At 56.1% G+C, this 16,290-nt stretch carries 22 protein-coding genes and 1 riboswitch; of the genes, 16 read left to right on the top strand and 6 right to left on the bottom strand.

The annotated features are described in order from the left end of the window. Positions 1-23 precede the first annotated feature (23 nt). Genes tssF through ACRDD5_RS07670 form a run of 5 tightly spaced genes read left to right on the top strand, consistent with a single transcriptional unit; the run spans position 24 to position 4,936 of the window. Positions 24-1,778: a type VI secretion system baseplate subunit TssF gene (gene tssF, locus ACRDD5_RS07690; RefSeq protein ID WP_438676387.1), complete on the top strand. Its 1,755-nt coding sequence runs from the start codon at positions 24-26 to the stop codon at positions 1,776-1,778. After that, positions 1,742-2,827 (top strand): type VI secretion system baseplate subunit TssG, encoded by a 1,086-nt coding sequence (tssG, locus tag ACRDD5_RS07685; protein WP_438676386.1) that lies wholly within the window; start codon positions 1,742-1,744, stop codon positions 2,825-2,827. The genes tssF and tssG overlap by 37 nt, the downstream gene beginning before the upstream one ends. Next, complete coding sequence (tssJ, locus tag ACRDD5_RS07680; protein WP_438676385.1) at positions 2,805-3,350, top strand: type VI secretion system lipoprotein TssJ; 546 nt, start codon at positions 2,805-2,807, stop codon at positions 3,348-3,350. The genes tssG and tssJ overlap by 23 nt, the downstream gene beginning before the upstream one ends. Continuing rightward, a complete protein-coding gene (tssE, locus tag ACRDD5_RS07675; RefSeq protein ID WP_438676384.1) occupies positions 3,350-3,805 on the top strand; it encodes a type VI secretion system baseplate subunit TssE in 456 nt (151 codons plus the stop codon). The genes tssJ and tssE overlap by 1 nt, the downstream gene beginning before the upstream one ends. Before the next feature lie 24 nt (positions 3,806-3,829). Beyond that, a complete protein-coding gene (locus tag ACRDD5_RS07670) occupies positions 3,830-4,936 on the top strand; it encodes a VasL domain-containing protein (RefSeq protein ID WP_438676383.1) in 1,107 nt (368 codons plus the stop codon). Between the two features lie 10 nt (positions 4,937-4,946). Here the strand turns inward: ACRDD5_RS07670 and yvcK are convergent, their stop codons facing one another. Further along, positions 4,947-5,855 carry a uridine diphosphate-N-acetylglucosamine-binding protein YvcK gene (yvcK, locus tag ACRDD5_RS07665; RefSeq protein WP_271281553.1) on the bottom strand — a complete coding sequence of 303 codons (909 nt, stop codon included), beginning with the start codon at positions 5,853-5,855 and terminating at the stop codon, positions 4,947-4,949. A 225-nt stretch (positions 5,856-6,080) separates the two neighbouring features. Next, a riboswitch (molybdenum cofactor riboswitch) is annotated at positions 6,081-6,215 on the top strand. Here yvcK and moaA point away from each other — a divergent pair. From moaA to ACRDD5_RS07635, 6 genes are all read left to right on the top strand, one after another. Next, positions 6,203-7,192 carry a GTP 3',8-cyclase MoaA gene (gene moaA, locus ACRDD5_RS07660; protein ID WP_438676382.1) on the top strand — a complete coding sequence of 330 codons (990 nt, stop codon included), beginning with the start codon at positions 6,203-6,205 and terminating at the stop codon, positions 7,190-7,192. (Overlaps the previous riboswitch by 13 nt.) Positions 7,193-7,212: 20 nt before the next feature. Continuing rightward, complete coding sequence (moaB, locus tag ACRDD5_RS07655; RefSeq protein WP_271281555.1) at positions 7,213-7,725, top strand: molybdenum cofactor biosynthesis protein B; 513 nt, start codon at positions 7,213-7,215, stop codon at positions 7,723-7,725. Between the two features lie 3 nt (positions 7,726-7,728). Further along, positions 7,729-8,214 (top strand): cyclic pyranopterin monophosphate synthase MoaC, encoded by a 486-nt coding sequence (moaC, locus tag ACRDD5_RS07650; protein ID WP_438676381.1) that lies wholly within the window; start codon positions 7,729-7,731, stop codon positions 8,212-8,214. Beyond that, positions 8,207-8,452 carry a molybdopterin synthase sulfur carrier subunit gene (gene moaD, locus ACRDD5_RS07645; protein ID WP_271281557.1) on the top strand — a complete coding sequence of 82 codons (246 nt, stop codon included), beginning with the start codon at positions 8,207-8,209 and terminating at the stop codon, positions 8,450-8,452. Before moaC ends, moaD begins: the two co-directional genes overlap by 8 nt. Position 8,453: 1 nt before the next feature. Further along, complete coding sequence (gene moaE / locus ACRDD5_RS07640) at positions 8,454-8,906, top strand: molybdopterin synthase catalytic subunit MoaE (RefSeq protein ID WP_438676380.1); 453 nt, start codon at positions 8,454-8,456, stop codon at positions 8,904-8,906. Positions 8,907-8,964: 58 nt separating this feature from the next. Continuing rightward, entirely contained in the window at positions 8,965-9,672 is a 708-nt protein-coding gene (locus tag ACRDD5_RS07635; protein WP_438676379.1) for a Bax inhibitor-1/YccA family protein, read from the top strand. Positions 9,673-9,756: 84 nt separating this feature from the next. On the opposite strand, the gene ACRDD5_RS07630 is transcribed toward ACRDD5_RS07635, so the two are convergent. Continuing rightward, positions 9,757-9,915 carry a hypothetical protein gene (locus tag ACRDD5_RS07630; RefSeq protein WP_438676378.1) on the bottom strand — a complete coding sequence of 53 codons (159 nt, stop codon included), beginning with the start codon at positions 9,913-9,915 and terminating at the stop codon, positions 9,757-9,759. A 214-nt stretch (positions 9,916-10,129) separates the two neighbouring features. On the opposite strand from ACRDD5_RS07630, the gene ACRDD5_RS07625 reads away from it, so the two are divergent. The 4 genes from ACRDD5_RS07625 to ACRDD5_RS07610 all read left to right on the top strand — a co-directional run bounded on the left by ACRDD5_RS07625 (position 10,130) and on the right by ACRDD5_RS07610 (position 11,683). Beyond that, entirely contained in the window at positions 10,130-10,306 is a 177-nt protein-coding gene (locus ACRDD5_RS07625; protein WP_438676377.1) for a helix-turn-helix domain-containing protein, read from the top strand. A 350-nt stretch (positions 10,307-10,656) separates the two neighbouring features. Then, complete coding sequence (locus tag ACRDD5_RS07620; RefSeq protein ID WP_438676376.1) at positions 10,657-11,067, top strand: hypothetical protein; 411 nt, start codon at positions 10,657-10,659, stop codon at positions 11,065-11,067. Then, positions 11,064-11,342 carry a bestrophin family ion channel gene (locus tag ACRDD5_RS07615; RefSeq protein ID WP_438676375.1) on the top strand — a complete coding sequence of 93 codons (279 nt, stop codon included), beginning with the start codon at positions 11,064-11,066 and terminating at the stop codon, positions 11,340-11,342. Before ACRDD5_RS07620 ends, ACRDD5_RS07615 begins: the two co-directional genes overlap by 4 nt. Beyond that, a complete protein-coding gene (locus ACRDD5_RS07610) occupies positions 11,339-11,683 on the top strand; it encodes a bestrophin family ion channel (RefSeq protein ID WP_438676374.1) in 345 nt (114 codons plus the stop codon). The genes ACRDD5_RS07615 and ACRDD5_RS07610 overlap by 4 nt, the downstream gene beginning before the upstream one ends. A 31-nt stretch (positions 11,684-11,714) precedes the next feature. Here the strand turns inward: ACRDD5_RS07610 and ACRDD5_RS07605 are convergent, their stop codons facing one another. The 3 genes from ACRDD5_RS07605 to ACRDD5_RS07595 are packed head-to-tail and all read right to left on the bottom strand — an operon-like array spanning position 11,715 to position 14,676. Next, a complete protein-coding gene (locus ACRDD5_RS07605; RefSeq protein WP_438676373.1) occupies positions 11,715-12,677 on the bottom strand; it encodes a lysylphosphatidylglycerol synthase domain-containing protein in 963 nt (320 codons plus the stop codon). After that, positions 12,677-13,918 carry a cardiolipin synthase ClsB gene (gene clsB, locus ACRDD5_RS07600; protein ID WP_271281565.1) on the bottom strand — a complete coding sequence of 414 codons (1,242 nt, stop codon included), beginning with the start codon at positions 13,916-13,918 and terminating at the stop codon, positions 12,677-12,679. Before clsB ends, ACRDD5_RS07605 begins: the two co-directional genes overlap by 1 nt. Continuing rightward, positions 13,915-14,676, bottom strand: a complete 762-nt coding sequence (locus ACRDD5_RS07595; protein WP_271281566.1) for an endonuclease/exonuclease/phosphatase family protein — start codon at positions 14,674-14,676, stop codon at positions 13,915-13,917. The genes clsB and ACRDD5_RS07595 overlap by 4 nt, the downstream gene beginning before the upstream one ends. Before the next feature lie 133 nt (positions 14,677-14,809). On the opposite strand from ACRDD5_RS07595, the gene ACRDD5_RS07590 reads away from it, so the two are divergent. Then, positions 14,810-15,220, top strand: a complete 411-nt coding sequence (locus ACRDD5_RS07590; RefSeq protein WP_271281567.1) for a YbhQ family protein — start codon at positions 14,810-14,812, stop codon at positions 15,218-15,220. Here the strand turns inward: ACRDD5_RS07590 and ACRDD5_RS07585 are convergent. Beyond that, a complete protein-coding gene (locus ACRDD5_RS07585) occupies positions 15,182-16,288 on the bottom strand; it encodes an ABC transporter permease (protein WP_438676372.1) in 1,107 nt (368 codons plus the stop codon). The genes ACRDD5_RS07590 and ACRDD5_RS07585 overlap by 39 nt on opposite strands. Positions 16,289-16,290 lie beyond the last annotated feature (2 nt).

The raw sequence follows: 16,290 nt of genomic DNA, 5'->3' as shown, positions 1-16,290 counted from the left end.
AAAACGGACTGATAGTTAAATTTATGGACGACTTAACCCTGCGTTATTACGACGCTGAAATGCGCTATCTGCTTGAAGCCGGAGAGGAATTTGCTCGAGCCCATCCGGATCGTGCAGCAATGTTAAACCTCGATAAAGCGGGGGCGTGCGATCCATTTGTCGAGCGCCTGTTTGAAGGCTTTGCCTTTATGATGGGTCGGCTGCGCGAGAAGCTTGATGATGACTTGCCGGAGCTGACCGAGGGGCTGGTGAGCCTGCTGTGGCCGCACTATCTGCGGACCATTCCGTCGATGTCGGTGGTCGAGCTCGCGCCGGACTGGCGCGAGATGAAAGAGCCGATGCGCATCGGCAAAGGTTTTGAAGTGCTTTCTCGCCCGATAGGTGAAAAAGGCACACGCTGTCGCTATACCACCACCCAGGACATTCACCTCCAGCCGCTGTCGTTGGAGAAGGCGACGCTTACCACCGATCCGGACGGACGCTCGGTGATTCGCCTGCGTTTTAACTGCAGTCAACTCGCCGACTGGAGCCGCCTCGAGCTCAGCTCTATTCCGCTGTACTTCAACGCAGATGCACCGCTGGCCTGCGCCATGCATGAAGCCTTTACCCTGAATGTGTCCCGCTTATGGTTGCGCCTTCCGGGCGAGGTGGACAGAAGGCCGCTCGACGGGCATTTCACCGCTCAGGGATTTGGCGACGACGACACCTTGTGGCCAAAGGGCAACAGCAGTTTTAGCGGCTATCAGCTGCTGCTGGAGTACTTCACCTTCCGGGAGAAATTCATGTTCACGGGGCTGCGTGGGCTGGAGAGCGTCACCTTTCCGGCAGAGCTTCCGTGGTTTGACATCGACGTGGTGCTGGGCGAGCGCTGGGAGCACGACTTTAGCTTCACGGAAAAGCATCTGCGGCTTAACTGTGTGCCGGTGATTAATCTCTTCCCGCTGGAGTCTGACCCGCTAACGCTCAATTCCCTGCAGACGGAATACATGCTGCGTCCAATGCGCGTGCAGGATGGCCACACTGAGATTTACGCCGTGGATTCGGTGATGTCATCCAGCCAGCATGCCTATGTGCCTTTTTCCAGCTTCCGCCACAAAGGCGGGATGATGCGCCACGATGCCCCGGAGTATTACTACCATACCCGCGTGCGCCGTGGGCCTTCCGGCCTGCACAACACCTGGCTCATCCTCGGCGGTGAAGCCTTTGACCATCACACCGTGCCGGAAAAGGAGAGCCTCTCGCTGACACTTATCGGGACTAACGGCCTGCTGCCCCGTCGTGCATTGCAAAGCACGGTGCTGGATAGGGTAGTAAAAACCACCTCAGCCAGTATTGCCGTACGTAATCTCTGCGCCCCGACGCTGCCGTGTTATCCCCCGGCAGAGGATCGCTTTCACTGGCGCGTGCTGAGCCATCTCGGCAGCGGATTTCTGTCAATGATGGACAGCGCCGAGGTCCTTCGCGGCACGCTGGCGTTGTACGAATGGACGCACAGCGAAATGAACCGCCGACGTCTGGACGCCATTCTTGAGGTGAAACACAGCGAGACGGAGCGTTTTGAACAGGGGTATCTGGTGCGTGGCGTGCAGATTGACGTCACGCTCGATAGCCACGGTTTTGCCGGGCGAGGCGATATCTGTCTGTTTGGTGAAATGCTGAGCCGTTTCTTTGCGCTGTACACCGATATTTACCTCTTTAACCGTCTGACTATCATCCTGCAACCCACTGGAGAGCGCCTTGAATGGGAAGAGAAGCACAATCGCCGCATTCCCGGCTGACCCCACGGCTGGAAGCTGACCTTCACCGCATTAACTTTTATCGCTTTTGCCAGCTGTTAGAAAAACGCCAGCCCAACGCCCCCCTGATTGGCGCTACCCGGCATCCGTCAGACGACCCGGTGCGCTTTTGCCCGCATCCGGGTATGGGCTTTCCGGCAAGCGAACTGAAAGCGGTTGAATATGATGATGACGATCCGCGCAAGCCGCCGGTTATTCGCACCACCTTTATGGGCCTGTACGGGGTCGATTCGCCGCTGCCGACCGCGTATCTGGATGACATTACCCAACGTCGGGAAGGGCACGAGGCGCTGCAGGGGTTTCTTGATATTTTCAGTCACCGCATCCTGACCCAGTTTTATCGTATCTGGCGTAAGTACTCTTATCCGGCCACTTTTGAACCCGGTGGCACGGATGTCCTGTCGCAGTCGCTGCTGGGGTTGGTCGGCCTGGGGATCCCGGGAACGGCAGACCACATTGGCACGCCGGTCTCGCGCTTTCTGGCGCTGGCTGGGGTGTTGCGTCAGCCCGGTAAAACCCAGGAGGGCATGCAGTCCCTGGTGAGCCTGCTGGCCCCGGCGACCCGGGTAAGGGTTAGCCCATACTGCCTGCGCCCGGTGGCGGTCAGCCAGCCGCTGGGGTTTTATGGCGATGAGGACGTCCTGCTCGACGGGAACTCGCCGCTGGGGGATGAGATGATGGATGCCAACAGCCAGCTGCTGATTACGCTGGCAACGGATAACGAGCATGAAGCCCAGGGCTGGAAGCCGGATGGCCTGCTGTATCAGGATTTTCTGGTGATGCTGCGGGTATATCTGGGCTGGCGATTCAAGGCAAAAATTCAGCTAACGGTCAGCACCCGCCTGTTGACCGTCCCCCCGTTGGGTGAAGGATCGTTCTGGCTTGGCCTGAATGGCGTGCTGGGGGCTGAGGAGGATCACCATTCGGACGATATCCCGCCGAGCTTTACCACGGAACTCGGTTACTACCGCGGCTTGCAGCCCACCACATCACAACAAGGAAATCGACGTGTTACCTATCAGTTTAACTAAAACTCCCCGCTGGCTGCTTCCGCTGCTGGCGTTCAGCCTGACGGGATGCGGCCTGACGCAGAGCGTGACGGACGGCACCAAATCGGCATTAACCTCGGTTTTTTATAAGAAGGTAAACGTCTTACACCTGGATTTTACCGCGCGTGAGGCGCTTAACACCGACGCCCGGGAGAGCAATTCCCTCTCTGAGCCGATGGTGGTGCGCGTTTATCAGCTGAAAGACCGCAAGACGTTCGACAAAACGGTCTATCAGCAGCTACTGAAAGAGGGTGACAGCGTATTAAAAGAAGATCTGTTGGCCCGTCGGGACGTGGTGATCAAACCGGGTGGCGATGCCAGTCTCGATATGCCCATGGAGACTGACGCGCAGTTCGTGGCGGTGACCGGGCTGTTTCGTCATCCGGACAGCGAGCAAAACAGCTGGCGGCTGGTGTTGTCGCGTGAAGAACTGGATCCTGATAAGCCACGCATTATCGAGGCCGGAAATAACCACCTGACGTTACACGCGTTAAAGGATAACTAATGCCGCAGGGACATAACGCGCCATCGCTCTATGAAATACTGGCGGGCAACTTTACCGGCGGGCTTGAGCTTAACCGCGTCAGCGAGCAGAACCAGGTGATTCTATCCGTACTCGACAATATGCAGCGGATCCTCAACTGCCGCGCAGGGACGCTGGCGCATCTGCCGGATTATGGTTTGCCGGACATGACCAAAATTTTGCAGGGCATGCCGGGCAACGCTCATCAGCTGATGAGCACCTTCTCATCGGTGTTGCTGAAATATGAGCCGCGGCTGAAAAATATCAGCGTGGTATTGCTTGAACAGCTGCAGCCAGGCGAACTGCGCTACGCCATTGATGCTGAGCTGAAAGGCCTTGGTCTTGTGCGCTATGGCACCGAATTTATGCCGGAGGGCCGCGTCCTGCTACGCCATCTGAAGCAACAGCAGTTTCTCGACCCTCACTCTCGAACTTAAACGGCCTTAACGGAGGTGACAGAAATGGGACCCGTGAACAATCCTGAAACGCTGAAAACCGGCGGTGACCCGCGCGCATTGCCGGATTATATCGCTCTGCGCCATGAGCTGGCGAAGCTTTCGCATCCCGCGCGCCCGGATGTTGGCTGGAATCGCGTTGAACAGCTGAGTCTGTCGCTGTTTCGCCAGAATGGCGTAGAACTTGAGACGGCGTGCGGATACACGCTGGCGCGCACGCGTCTTTCGGGCATAACGGGTCTTAACGAAGGACTGGCAATTCTGGAAGCTTTGCTGATGCATCAGTGGCAGGGACTCTGGCCGCAAGCCGTTCCTGTTCGGGTCGCGCTACTGAAAACGCTCAGCACACGCCTGCAGCAGATGTTGCGTACCTTAACCCTGGCGTATTCCGACCAGGACTCACTTCACCAGACCGAACAGTACCTGAGTCGCATGGGCCAGGTGCTGCAGCGTCTGGAACTTGAGCCGTTAACCCAGTTTGATACCCTGCTGACAATGCTGCGCAACGCAGCGGCCCGGGTGAAGCATGACGAGAGTGTCACCGGGAGGGAGAGTCAAACAGCGCAGGAGATCGCATTGCCTGCCGGACCTGCTATGCCACCGGAACCTCCAAAATGGGTTTACGTCGCTCAGCCAGCATCAGAGGGGGTAACGCCACGGGCAGCAGCGGCAAAACCATGGCGAGCATTTGCGGCGGGGATGTGCACTATGTTGCTGATAAGTGGTGTGCTGGCCTGGAGCTGGCAGTCTGCTCTTAAACCAGCTCCCGACCTTCAGGGGCAACAGCAGCTTAATGCTGCCGCCATTACGACAGAAAACCTCAACGGCTGGCATCAGGGCATGGTCCGGCTGCAGCAGCTGGCGGATCGGTTGAATGCGCTGGATGAGAAACGGGGTCAGTACATCACGGTCAGTGAACTAAAGTCTGCAACATTCGACATGCTGACCCATTTTCGCCAGGCGGAACCGACAGAGGATCGGCTGCGTAAGATCCAGCTTCTACCGGATAATTCAGCTGCCAGGCAGCAGCAGGTTTATCAAACAGAACAGTATCTGCGCGCACAAATGGCGGTGCTGATGCAGGAAAAAGCGAGAACGGCTGCAGCAAACTAACGCGATAGTCTCAACCCAACGCCTGAATCGCCTTCTCCAGCGCCACGCGCAGCAGATGCCTGTCGTGGCGATACTTAATGTCGCTCGCCTCAAGCGGCTCCTGCACCACCACCCGGCCTTCCAGCCCGGTCACGTCATCTTTTGGTCCTACCACCACCGCATCAATAATCTTTTTACCCACATACTGCTCCATCAGCGCCAGCTTGGCCGGCAGCGACATGCTGGCGGCGGCCGGACTGAGCTCGCGGCCCAGATTGCCAATATATACCACAGGCGCAGGCGTGCGCCGCAGGGCCTGGGCCATCTCTTTAATGAGCAGCAAGGGCATCAGGCTGGTGTAAAAACTGCCCGGGCCAATCAGGATGAGATCCGCTTCGCTAATCGCCTCTACCGCTTCACGGGTGGCAGGGACGGCAGGGTAGAGCATCAGCTCTTTTGGCGGGACCACCAACTGATCGATATTCACTTCGCCATAGACTTCATGGTCGTTGATGTCGATCGCCATCAAATCGACCGGATGTTCGGACATTGGGATCAGGAATGCATCCACTTTGAGTAAGTTTCGAATTAAATTGATGGCTTCCAGAGGCCGCACGCTGAGGTGATCCAGCGCCTTTAACATCAGGTTTCCGAGGTTATGCCCAGAAAGTTCGCCGTTACCGCCAAAACGATACTCAAACATTGCCGATGCGACACTTGGTTCAGCGATAAGCTGGTTCAGACAGTTGCGCATATCCCCCCAGGCGATCCCGCCTTCGGAGCGACGAATACGCCCGGTGGAGCCACCGTTATCGGTAGTGGTGACGATCCCGGTGAGCTGCGAACCCAGTGAAGACAACGATGACATCACCCGGCCCAGTCCGTGCCCTCCGCCGAGAGCGACCACGCGATCAAGATCCGCAAAAGTGCGATTGCGCATAGAAATTCCTTAGTATGACGAACGTATTAACAGTAACTCAACTACCCCTAAAAGACGATGCTCCAGACGGGCCAAAATGACTTATATCAATGCAAAAATTCGCTAAATACGTATTCTGATTCGAAAGTGCACGATCAGGTCGTTATATTCAAAATTATATAGCGAAAGCCGAAGATAGCGAAACCCACATCAACAGGCTACTATCGTCATAACCACGTTTTCTTAATCGAAAACATACACTCTAGCCTTCGCGCCTGTGTCGACAGATATGGCGTGCTGGCCGTGGCGGTATCGCCACCAGGGTACAGGAAGAAATGACTGTGCCTCCCGTATCAGGAAAGGTGTACATGGCTTCACAACTTACCGACGCATTCGCACGTCAGTTTTTTTACCTGCGTTTGTCGATTACCGACGTGTGCAATTTCCGTTGCACCTACTGTCTGCCGGATGGCTACAAGCCGGGCGGCGTCACCAATAATGGCTTTCTCTCCGTGGCCGAAGTGCGCCGCATTACGCGCGCGTTTGCCGCCATGGGGACCGAGAAGGTCCGTCTCACGGGCGGCGAACCCTCGCTGCGCCGTGACTTCACCGACATCGTTGCGGCTATCCGTGAAAACGACGCCATTCGTCAGATTGCGGTGACCACCAACGGTTACCGTCTGGCGCGTGATGTGGCCCAGTGGCGCGATGCAGGGCTCACCGCCCTCAACGTCAGCGTCGACAGCCTGGATGCCCGTCAGTTTCACGCCATCACCGGACAGGATAAATTCCATCAGGTGATGGAGGGGATCGATGCCGCCTTTGCGGCGGGCTTCGACAAGGTGAAAGTCAACACCGTGCTGATGCGTGATGTGAACCATCATCAGCTGGACACCTTCCTGGCGTGGATCAAACCGCGCCGCATTCAACTGCGCTTTATCGAGCTGATGGAAACCGGCGAGGGCAACGATCTGTTCTCCCGCCATCACATCTCCGGCATGGTGCTGCGCGATGAACTGCTCAAACGCGGCTGGATCCATCAGCTTCGCCAGCGCAGCGACGGCCCGGCGCAGGTCTTTTGTCACCCGGATTACGAAGGGGAAATCGGCCTGATCATGCCGTATGAAAAAGACTTCTGCGCCAGCTGTAATCGCCTGCGCGTCTCGTCGGTGGGCAAGCTGCACCTGTGCCTGTTTGGCGATGGTGGCGTCGATCTGCGCGATCTGCTGGCGGAAGATGCCCAGCAGCAGGCGCTCGAAGCGCGTATTTCAGACGCGCTGATGCACAAAAAACAGACCCACTTCCTGCATCAGGGCAACACCGGGATCACCCAGAACCTGTCATACATTGGCGGGTAATCGCTACAAGGAATTCGAAGATGAGTCAGGTAAGCGCAGAATTTATCCCGACGCGTATTGCTATTCTTACCGTTTCTGAACGCCGTGGCGAAGAGGATGATACCTCCGGCCACTGGCTGCGTGAGGCGGCGCACGACGCCGGGCATCAGATTGTCGACAAAGTGATTGTCAAAGAGAACCGCTACGCCATCCGCGCTGAAGTCTCACGCTGGGTAGCCAGCGACAACGTGCAGGTGGTGCTGGTCACCGGCGGCACCGGCTTTACCGCAGGCGATCAGGCCCCGGAGGCGCTGCTGCCGCTGTTCGATCGCGAGGTCGAAGGCTTTGGCGAAATGTTCCGCATGCTCTCGTTCGAAGAGATTGGCACCTCGACGCTGCAGTCGCGCGCGGTGGCCGGTATCGCCAACAAGACGCTGATTTTTGCGATGCCGGGCTCGACCAAAGCCTGCCGTACCGCGTGGGAAAATATCATTGCCCCGCAGCTCGATGCCCGCACCCGTCCGTGTAATTTTTATCCTCATTTGAAGAAGTAAAACATGTCGCAACTTACCCACATTAACGCCGCTGGCGAAGCCCATATGGTGGATGTCTCCGGCAAGGCCGAGACGGTGCGTGAAGCGTGCGCCGAAGCGTTCGTCACTATGCTGCCCGAGACGCTGGCCATGATCGTTGACGGTAGCCACCATAAAGGCGACGTCTTCGCCACCGCGCGGATCGCCGGGATTCAGGCCGCAAAACGCACCTGGGAGCTGATCCCGCTGTGCCATCCGCTGATGCTCAGCAAAGTGGAAGTCAACCTGCTGGCAGAGCCGGAGCATAGCCGCGTGCGTATCGAATCATTATGCCGCCTGACCGGAAAAACCGGGGTGGAGATGGAAGCCTTAACCGCCGCGTCGGTGGCGGCGTTAACCATCTACGACATGTGCAAAGCGGTCCAGAAAGATATGGTGATTGGCCCGGTTCGCCTGCTGGCGAAAAGCGGCGGTAAATCGGGTGATTTCAGGGCGGAACGTCATGATTAAAGTTCTATTTTTTGCGCAGGTCCGCGAGCTGGTCAATACCGACAGCCTGACGCTGGACATTCCCGTCGACAACGTAGAAGCGCTGCGCGCGCACCTGGCGGCGCAAAGCGATCGCTGGGCGCTGGCGCTGGACGCGGGCAAACTGCTGGCGGCGGTGAACCAGACGCTGGTGGACTTTAGCCATCCGCTCACCGCAGGCGATGAAGTGGCATTCTTCCCACCGGTGACCGGAGGCTAAGATGGCAGAGACAAAAATTGTTGTCGACGCGGTGCGTTTTAGCGTTGGCACCGAATACAACTGGCTGGCCGAACGTGACGAAGACGGGGCGGTGGTTACCTTTACCGGCAAAGTGCGTAACCATAACCTCGGCGACAGCGTGAGCGCCCTGACGCTGGAACACTATCCGGGGATGACTGAAAAAGCGCTGGCGGAGATCGTCGAGCAGGCGCGCGAGCGCTGGCCGCTCGGCCGGGTGACGGTGATCCACCGCATCGGTGAAATGTGGCCTGGCGAAGAGATCGTCTTTGTCGGCGTCACCAGCGTGCATCGCGGCAGCGCGTTTGCGGCGGGGGAGTTCATCATGGATTACCTGAAAACCCGCGCCCCGTTCTGGAAGCGCGAAGCCACCCCGGAAGGGGATCGGTGGGTTGAGTCCCGCGACAGCGACAAAGAGGCGGCCAGCCGCTGGTAGCCGGTTTGCCGGGATGTGTTAGGCTTTAATTGGGTGTCCACTTAAACAGGAGTGAGTTATGGACCGTTTTCCGCGTTCCGATTCTATCGTCCAGCAGACCCGCAGCGGGCTGCAAACCTACATGGCGCAGGTCTATGGCTGGATGACCTGCGGGTTGCTGTTAACCGCGTTTATCGCCTGGTATGCGGCCAACACGCCCGCGGTGATGATGTTTGTCTTCTCCAGCAAAATTACCTTTTTTGGGCTGATTATCGCTCAGCTGGCGCTGGTGTTTGTGCTCTCCGGGCTGGTGCATAAGCTCAGCGCGGGAATGGCGACCACGCTGTTTATGCTCTATTCGGCGCTCACGGGCCTGACGCTCTCCAGCATTTTTATCGTCTACACCTACTCCTCCATCGCCAGCACCTTCGTGGTGGCCGGCGGGATGTTTGGTGCCATGAGCCTGTATGGCTACACCACTAAACGCGACCTGAGCGGGTTTGGCAATATGCTGTTTATGGCGCTGATAGGCATCGTGCTGGCGTCATTAGTGAACTTCTGGCTAAAAAGCGAAGCGCTGATGTGGGCAGTGACCTATATCGGGGTCATCGTCTTTGTAGGCCTGACGGCCTATGACACCCAGAAGCTCAAAAACATCGGCGAGCAGATTGACGTGCGTGACAGCTCGATGCTGCGCAAATACTCCATCCTCGGGGCGTTAACCCTCTATCTGGACTTCATCAACCTGTTCCTGATGCTGCTGCGTATTTTCGGCAACCGTCGCTAACCGCCCCATCACTTTGGTTATCAATAGGACAGGCCTGTTTTCAGGCCTGTCTTTTTTTAGCGCGAGAAGGACGAAACAGTTTTGTCAGCGCCATTCCCTGCGCGGCGATGGCCAGACAGAACGAACCGGCGAAAAAAAATGGCGATAGTTAAGCCGTTCAGCCCCAAGAAAGGCATCAAAAACCATGTTTATTGGCAGTAAGCAAATTAAAGTATTTGAAGTTAATTTTTCTTTACGTCGCATGATGGCGATTTCCTGATCCTGTAAAAATATAACACACGTCTGAATACCCCTTTATGGGTGGGTTTGGGTGCTGCCTGGTAGTTATCTTTTGGCGCAAACATATCCCACTTTAAAATACAGGGTAGTATCGTCGCCTTACAGGGCGCTATTGTAACTGAATCGGTAGGATGTATTACGGCAAGTAATTAAACAATCTCTCGCGATATATTAAACAATGGCGCGTATACAATATCCGACGCGGGGCGTACAATCTGAATTCATCTCACTGCCGGGTCAGGTCATGTTCAAGCATATTCAGGATATGGCGCTTTTTGCGCTACTGGTAAAAAAGGGTTCATTTACCAGAACAGCCGCAGAATTGGGAATGACAAAATCCAGGATCAGCCAGTGAGTCAGTTGCCTGGAAGAGGAGCTGAATGCCAGCGCGCGCGGCGCGCAAACGATGCAGAAACTGCATCTTTGCGATTTTGCCAGATACATTGTGAAGCCCTTTATTGAGAGCGGACAGCTACAGGTGATTCTCACAGACTGATCGGTTCAACAAATCGAGCTTTGGATGATTTACCAAAGTAAGATCAATAATCCCGTAATCCTTCATGATTATATTAACTTTGTTGTGAAGTATAATATTATCGAAAGCTGTATATGATATTCTGCTAGTCCTTAATAGTCATATGAATCAAACATAAGCTGTTATTCACTGGCAGCTTTCTGGCATACATCGAAAAAATGAATACGAAAATGGTTTTAAAAGAGAAGGCCGCATTAATCAATGCCGAGAAGTGCAAAATGGATAAGTTGTGGAATATTTATGCGATGGCATTAATTAAGAAGATAACCGCCAGTGAGCGTTTATATCATCATCAGATTGTGCCATATCAAAAAGACCGCTTGCTGGTGCGCGTATTCGGTAGTGTACATATCAATATTATCCGCTGCGGGACGTTCGGCTCAATTAATATCGACTATCTGGTGGAATCCGCCGAGCTGGGTGCTATCGAGGTGCCTTCATCACGCCTGCACCAGAATGGAATGTTGGATGATGATATTGTCCTCGCGGACAGTGAACAGGTTTTTGACCATTACCTGAACAAACTCAACCTTATCTATAACCACATCCTGCAATTTTCTGCCAGGGCCGGGCAGGAATGATCGTCAGGCCCGAGCAGGGCTGGCTGCGCAAACTGTTCTCATGGCGCGGCTCAATCATGCGCAAAATCACCCGGCAGATGTGTTTCTTTGTGTTGTTAAACATCGCCTATCTCTATTTTTTGCCGCTGCTGCATCTGCACGGTCTGGTGGCAAAAGAGAGCTCGGTCTATTTTATTGGTATCACCATTTCGATTTCGGTGTTTCTGGGGTTTCGCAACAATACCGCCTGGCTTCGTTTGTGTACCAGAATTTCAGGCACTATCTGGATAAAATGAGCGCCATTCAGGGCGGTTGCGAACGCATCAGCAACACGCCGATCCCCTTCGCGTACTCGCTGCTGCTGCACCGGACGGTGGGAATTTTTTGCGCCATTTATCCACTGCTGCTGATTAACAACTTTGGGGTACTGACGCTGTTGTTCTCGGTATTCACCACTTACGCGCTACTGGCGTTGGATGCGATTGCCACCGAGCTGGAAGATCCTTTCGGTATTGAAGATAACGATCTGCCGCTCAACGCGATTTGCAACACGCTGGAGATCGACTTACGCGAGATGGTCAAAGACAGCCGCCTGCCGGAAAGAATGCTACCGGATAAAAATTTTCGTCTGCTGTGACGCATGAGGGGGCTTGCGCCCCCGTTAAGCGCTATTTATCCATCGCCTGTTCGTTTTTCGCCCGCAGCTTTTTCGCCCGACTTTCAAGGATCAGGTAGCAGATGGTGGCCAGCGCCAGCGGTAAGAAGTAGTACAGCATGCGGTAGGCCAGCAGGGCGGCGATGATCGTCCCGTGGGAGACATGCTCCCCGGCCAGCAGGGCGATAAACACCGCCTCCAGCACGCCGATCCCCGCCGGGATATGCATAATCACCCCGGCAATACTGCTCACCAGCAGCACGCCGAGCACGAAGAAGTAGTTCACGTCCTCGCCCATCAGCAGCCAGATAATCGCCCCCATCGCCATCCAGTTGGCGGCGGAAATCCCCATCTGCGCCAGCGCAAAGCGCCAGGACGGGAGCACCAGCTTCTGCCCTTTGATGGTCATATGGCGTCGCTTCGCAAACGCGCAGGCCCACAGATAGAAGCTGATCATCAGCAGCAGCACGATGCCGATAATGCGCAGCGTCATCTGATCGATATACCAGTGGTCCGGCAGCTGCACCACGCCTGCGGTAAAAATCACCCCACCCAGCAGAATATAGCCCAGCCAGTTGGTGGTGATGCTGAGGGAAAAGATGCGGGTGATGGTGGCGCTGGGCAGGCCCAGACGCGAGTAAAGGCGATAGCGCATGCCGATGCCGCCCACCCAGGTGCTGAGGGTCAGGTTAAAGGCGTAGCAGATAAACGACACCAGCATTACCTGACGCTTGGCCAGCTTATGGCCGCAGTAGATCCGCCCCAGCAGGTCGTAACAGCCATAGATCAGGAAGCTCACCACCACCAGCGCCACCGCGCTCAGCAGCGACACCCGGTCATAGTTACGAATGACCTTCCAGACCTCTTCCCAGTCGACCTTCTGCGCATACACCACCAGCAGCACCGCCACGGCGATAAAAAACAGCCAGGTGAGGATTTTTTTTGCCAGACGCCAGCGCGAATTTTTTTTCGTCATCAGGGTTTTGCCCCCGTGTCGCTTGCTTCAACGCGATCCTGGGTCTCAATGGAAGGCTGCACCGGCGGCGGCACCTGCGACAGTTCAGGGGTGTGCGCGGGCAACCAGCCCACCAGCGCCGGGAAATGACGTAAAAAGTGGAACGCCAGCACGCTTTTGCTCAGGTTCCACCAGGTGCGTTTCGGCACCATCGACTCATCCACGCGCACGCAGTCTTTGGCAATGATGGCGGACAGATTCTCGCGCAGGGTGTGATTAAACTGGCGATCGTGAATGATCAGGTTAGCCTCCAGATTCAGAGACAGGCTGAGGGGATCAAGGTTGCTGGAACCGACGGTCACCCAGTGATCGTCCATCAGCGCCACCTTGCCGTGCAGCGGACGGCGGCGGTATTCGAAGATCTGAACCCCGCCCTTCACCAGATAGTGATACAGCAGGCGCGCGCCCACGGTCACAATCGGCATATCCGGCTCACCCTGCACGATAAGCTTCACCCGCACCCCGCGCCGGGCCGCATTGCGCATGGCGTGCAGCAGACGATAGCCCGGGAAGAAGTAGGCGTTGGCGATGATCACTTCGCGCCTGGCGTTGGTTAGCATCTTCAGATAGTGCTTCTCAATGTCATCCCGGTGCTCCTCATTATCGCGCCAGACAAACAGCGCCTGCGCCTCACCGGGCTTCACATTCTCTTCCGCGCGATGACGGCGCTTCCACCAGCGGCGGCCTGCGACTTTGCCGGGCAGATTTTCCAGCACGTACTGCAAAATATCCTGCACCACCGGGCCTTCGACCTGCACCGCATAATCCTGCTTGGCCTCCGGGCCATAGTCAGACATATGTTCATCGGAATAGTTAATGCCGCCGACAAAGGCAGTCTTGTCATCCACCACCACGATTTTGCGATGCATCCGGCGGAACACGTTAGTGCGCAAGCCAAACAGGGGAGGGCGCGGATCGTAGTAGCGGAATACCACCCCTGCCGACGTCAGCTCGCCGACAAAGTTATCGTCAAGGTCGGGAGAGCCGTAGCCGTCGAGCAGTACCTCAACATGCACGCCGCGTTGGGCCGCACGTAGGACGGCGTCGTGCAGCTTGCGGCCTACACCGTCGTCAAACCAGATAAAGGTTTCGAGGAGGATGCGGTTCTGGGCTTTATTGATGGCGGCAAACACCGCCGGATAATAGCTATCGCCATTTTCCAGCAGCGCGATCCGGTTCCCACTTCGCCATGAACATTTCATAGGTGAATCTCCGCACTCAGTGGCGCATGGTCGGAAAGATGGCGCCAGTTGCGCAGCGCCAGCGCGGTCGGGCTGCTGGCATGGGCATTTTTGACATAGATCCTGTCGAGGCGCAGCAGCGGGAAGTTCACCGGAAAAGTACGCGCCGGTCTGCCGTGCGCGCGGGTGAAGATCTCATCCAGCCCGGCCTGTGTTTTCAACGGATGGTTGGCGCGCTGACGCCAGTCGTTAAAATCACCGGCCACCACCACCGGATCGCCCTCGGGCAGGGCATTGACCCATTCGGCCATCATCTGCAGCTGCGCCTTGCGGTGGGCTTCACGCAGGCCAAGGTGAACGGAGGCGACGTGCAGCGCACCTCCCTTTTCCGGCAGCGCAATCCGGCAGTACAGCAGGCCGCGCTTTTCGCTCTCGCCTACCGAAACATCGTGGTTTTCATAATGCTCGATGGGGTAGCGGGAGAGGATCGCATTGCCGTGATGCCCTTCGGGATAGACCGCGTTGCGCCCGTAGGCATAATCGCTCCACATGGTGTCGGCGAGAAATTCATAGTGGCTGGTATCCGGCCAGTTTTCCACGTGCAGCGGGTGCACTTCATGCGCCCCCATCACCTCCTGCAGGCAGACAATATCGGCGCTGACGGTACGTACCGCATCGCGTAATTCGGGCAAAATAAAGCGGCGGTTAAAAGCCGTAAATCCTTTATGGATATTAATCGTCAATACTTTCAACGAAAAATGGCGCGCTTGTGGGCTCATATATTCCTTCCGGCATCACTATCCTGATGAAAATAAAGTGTAGTCGGCGTCACAAAAAGGTGCTGTGTTACGGAATTTTCCGTAAAGTGCGATAGTCTGAACAAGCAGACAAAGATCCTTCAGGAGAGTACCCATGAAATGGCAACAACGCATACGTGTCGCGACCGGCCTCAGTTGCTGGCAGATTATGTTGCATTTGCTGGTTGTCGCCGTTGTGGTGATGGCATGGATGAGCGGGGCGCTGGTGCGCGTCGGCTTAGGATTATGTGTCCTGTACGGTGTCACCGTATTAATGATGCTTTTTTTACAGCGCCATCACGATCCGCGCTGGCGTGAAGTGGCTGACGTGCTTGAAGAGCTCACCACCACGTGGTATTTCGGCGCGGCAGTCATCGTGCTGTGGCTGCTGTCACGCGTGCTGCAAAACAACCTGCTGCTGGCCCTCGCGGGGCTGGCTATCCTTGCAGGGCCAGCGGTTGTTTCCCTGGTAGCGAAAGAGAAAAAGCTACGCGATATTCCGCCTGAACATCGCGTACGCCACTGAGCCCGTCACGGCCGCTATCACCAGTAGCGGCCACAAACTCCCCCACACAATATCCAGACTCGCATCCTTCAGGTAGATTTGCTTGGTGATATCGGTAAAGTGCCGGATCGGGTTGACCCAGGTTAAATTCTGCAGCCACACCGGCATATTCTCGACCGGCGAAACATACCCCGAGAGCAAAATCGCCGGCATCATAAAGACAAACACCCCGATAAACGCCTGCTGCTGGGTCGAGCACAGTGCCGAAATCAGCAGGCCAAATCCCACCAGCGACAGCCCGTAAATCACCATCGTGAAATAGAACAACGCCAGCGAACCAGCAAAGGGTATGTGATAGGCCCAGATGCCGATCGCCAGCACGATGGTTGCCTGAAAGGTTGCAACAATCAGCGCCGGAACCGCTTTGCCGACAAAAATTTGCCACGTCGCCAGCGGCGAGACCAGCAGCTGATCTAGCGTGCCCTGCTCGCGTTCGCGGGCCACCGACAGCGAAGTGACGATCATCACCCCAATGGTGGTGATCATGGCGATCAGCGACGGCACCACAAACCATTTGTAATCGAGGTTCGGGTTATACCAGTTGTGCACCACCAGCTCGCTGTTGTTCGGTTTCGGTTTGCCCTCCATCAGCTCCTGCTGATAATCCTTCACCACCTGCTGCAGATAGTTGGCGGCAATCTGGGCGCTGTTAGAGTTACGCCCGTCAAGGATCAGCTGCAATGGGGCGGTTTCAAACCGGTCCAGATTGCGTGAGAAATCTGCCGGGAAGCGCACCAGCAACAATGCTTTTTGCGTGTCGATGGTCGGCTGGATCGCCTGCGGGCTGTTCAGCACCAGCACGTGGGTAAAAGCCTTCGTCCGGGCAAAGCGCTGGGTCAGCTCCACCGAATGCTTACCGTTATCTTCGTTGTAGACGGCAATGGTGGCGTTGGTCACCTCCAGCGTCGCCGCCCACGGGAACAGCAGCACCTGGATCAGCACCGGCAGCACCAGAATTGCGCGGGTTTGCGGTTCGCGCAGCAGGGACTGCAGCTCTTTACGAATCAAGGTCCATAAGCGATAAAACATCG

It is taken from the genome of Silvania sp., assembly GCF_051656365.1.
GTDB classification, from domain to species: domain Bacteria; phylum Pseudomonadota; class Gammaproteobacteria; order Enterobacterales; family Enterobacteriaceae; genus Enterobacter; species Enterobacter hatchlandensis.
The sequence above is the reverse complement of the archived record's forward strand: the minus strand, read 5'-3'. Positions and strand labels throughout refer to the sequence as shown.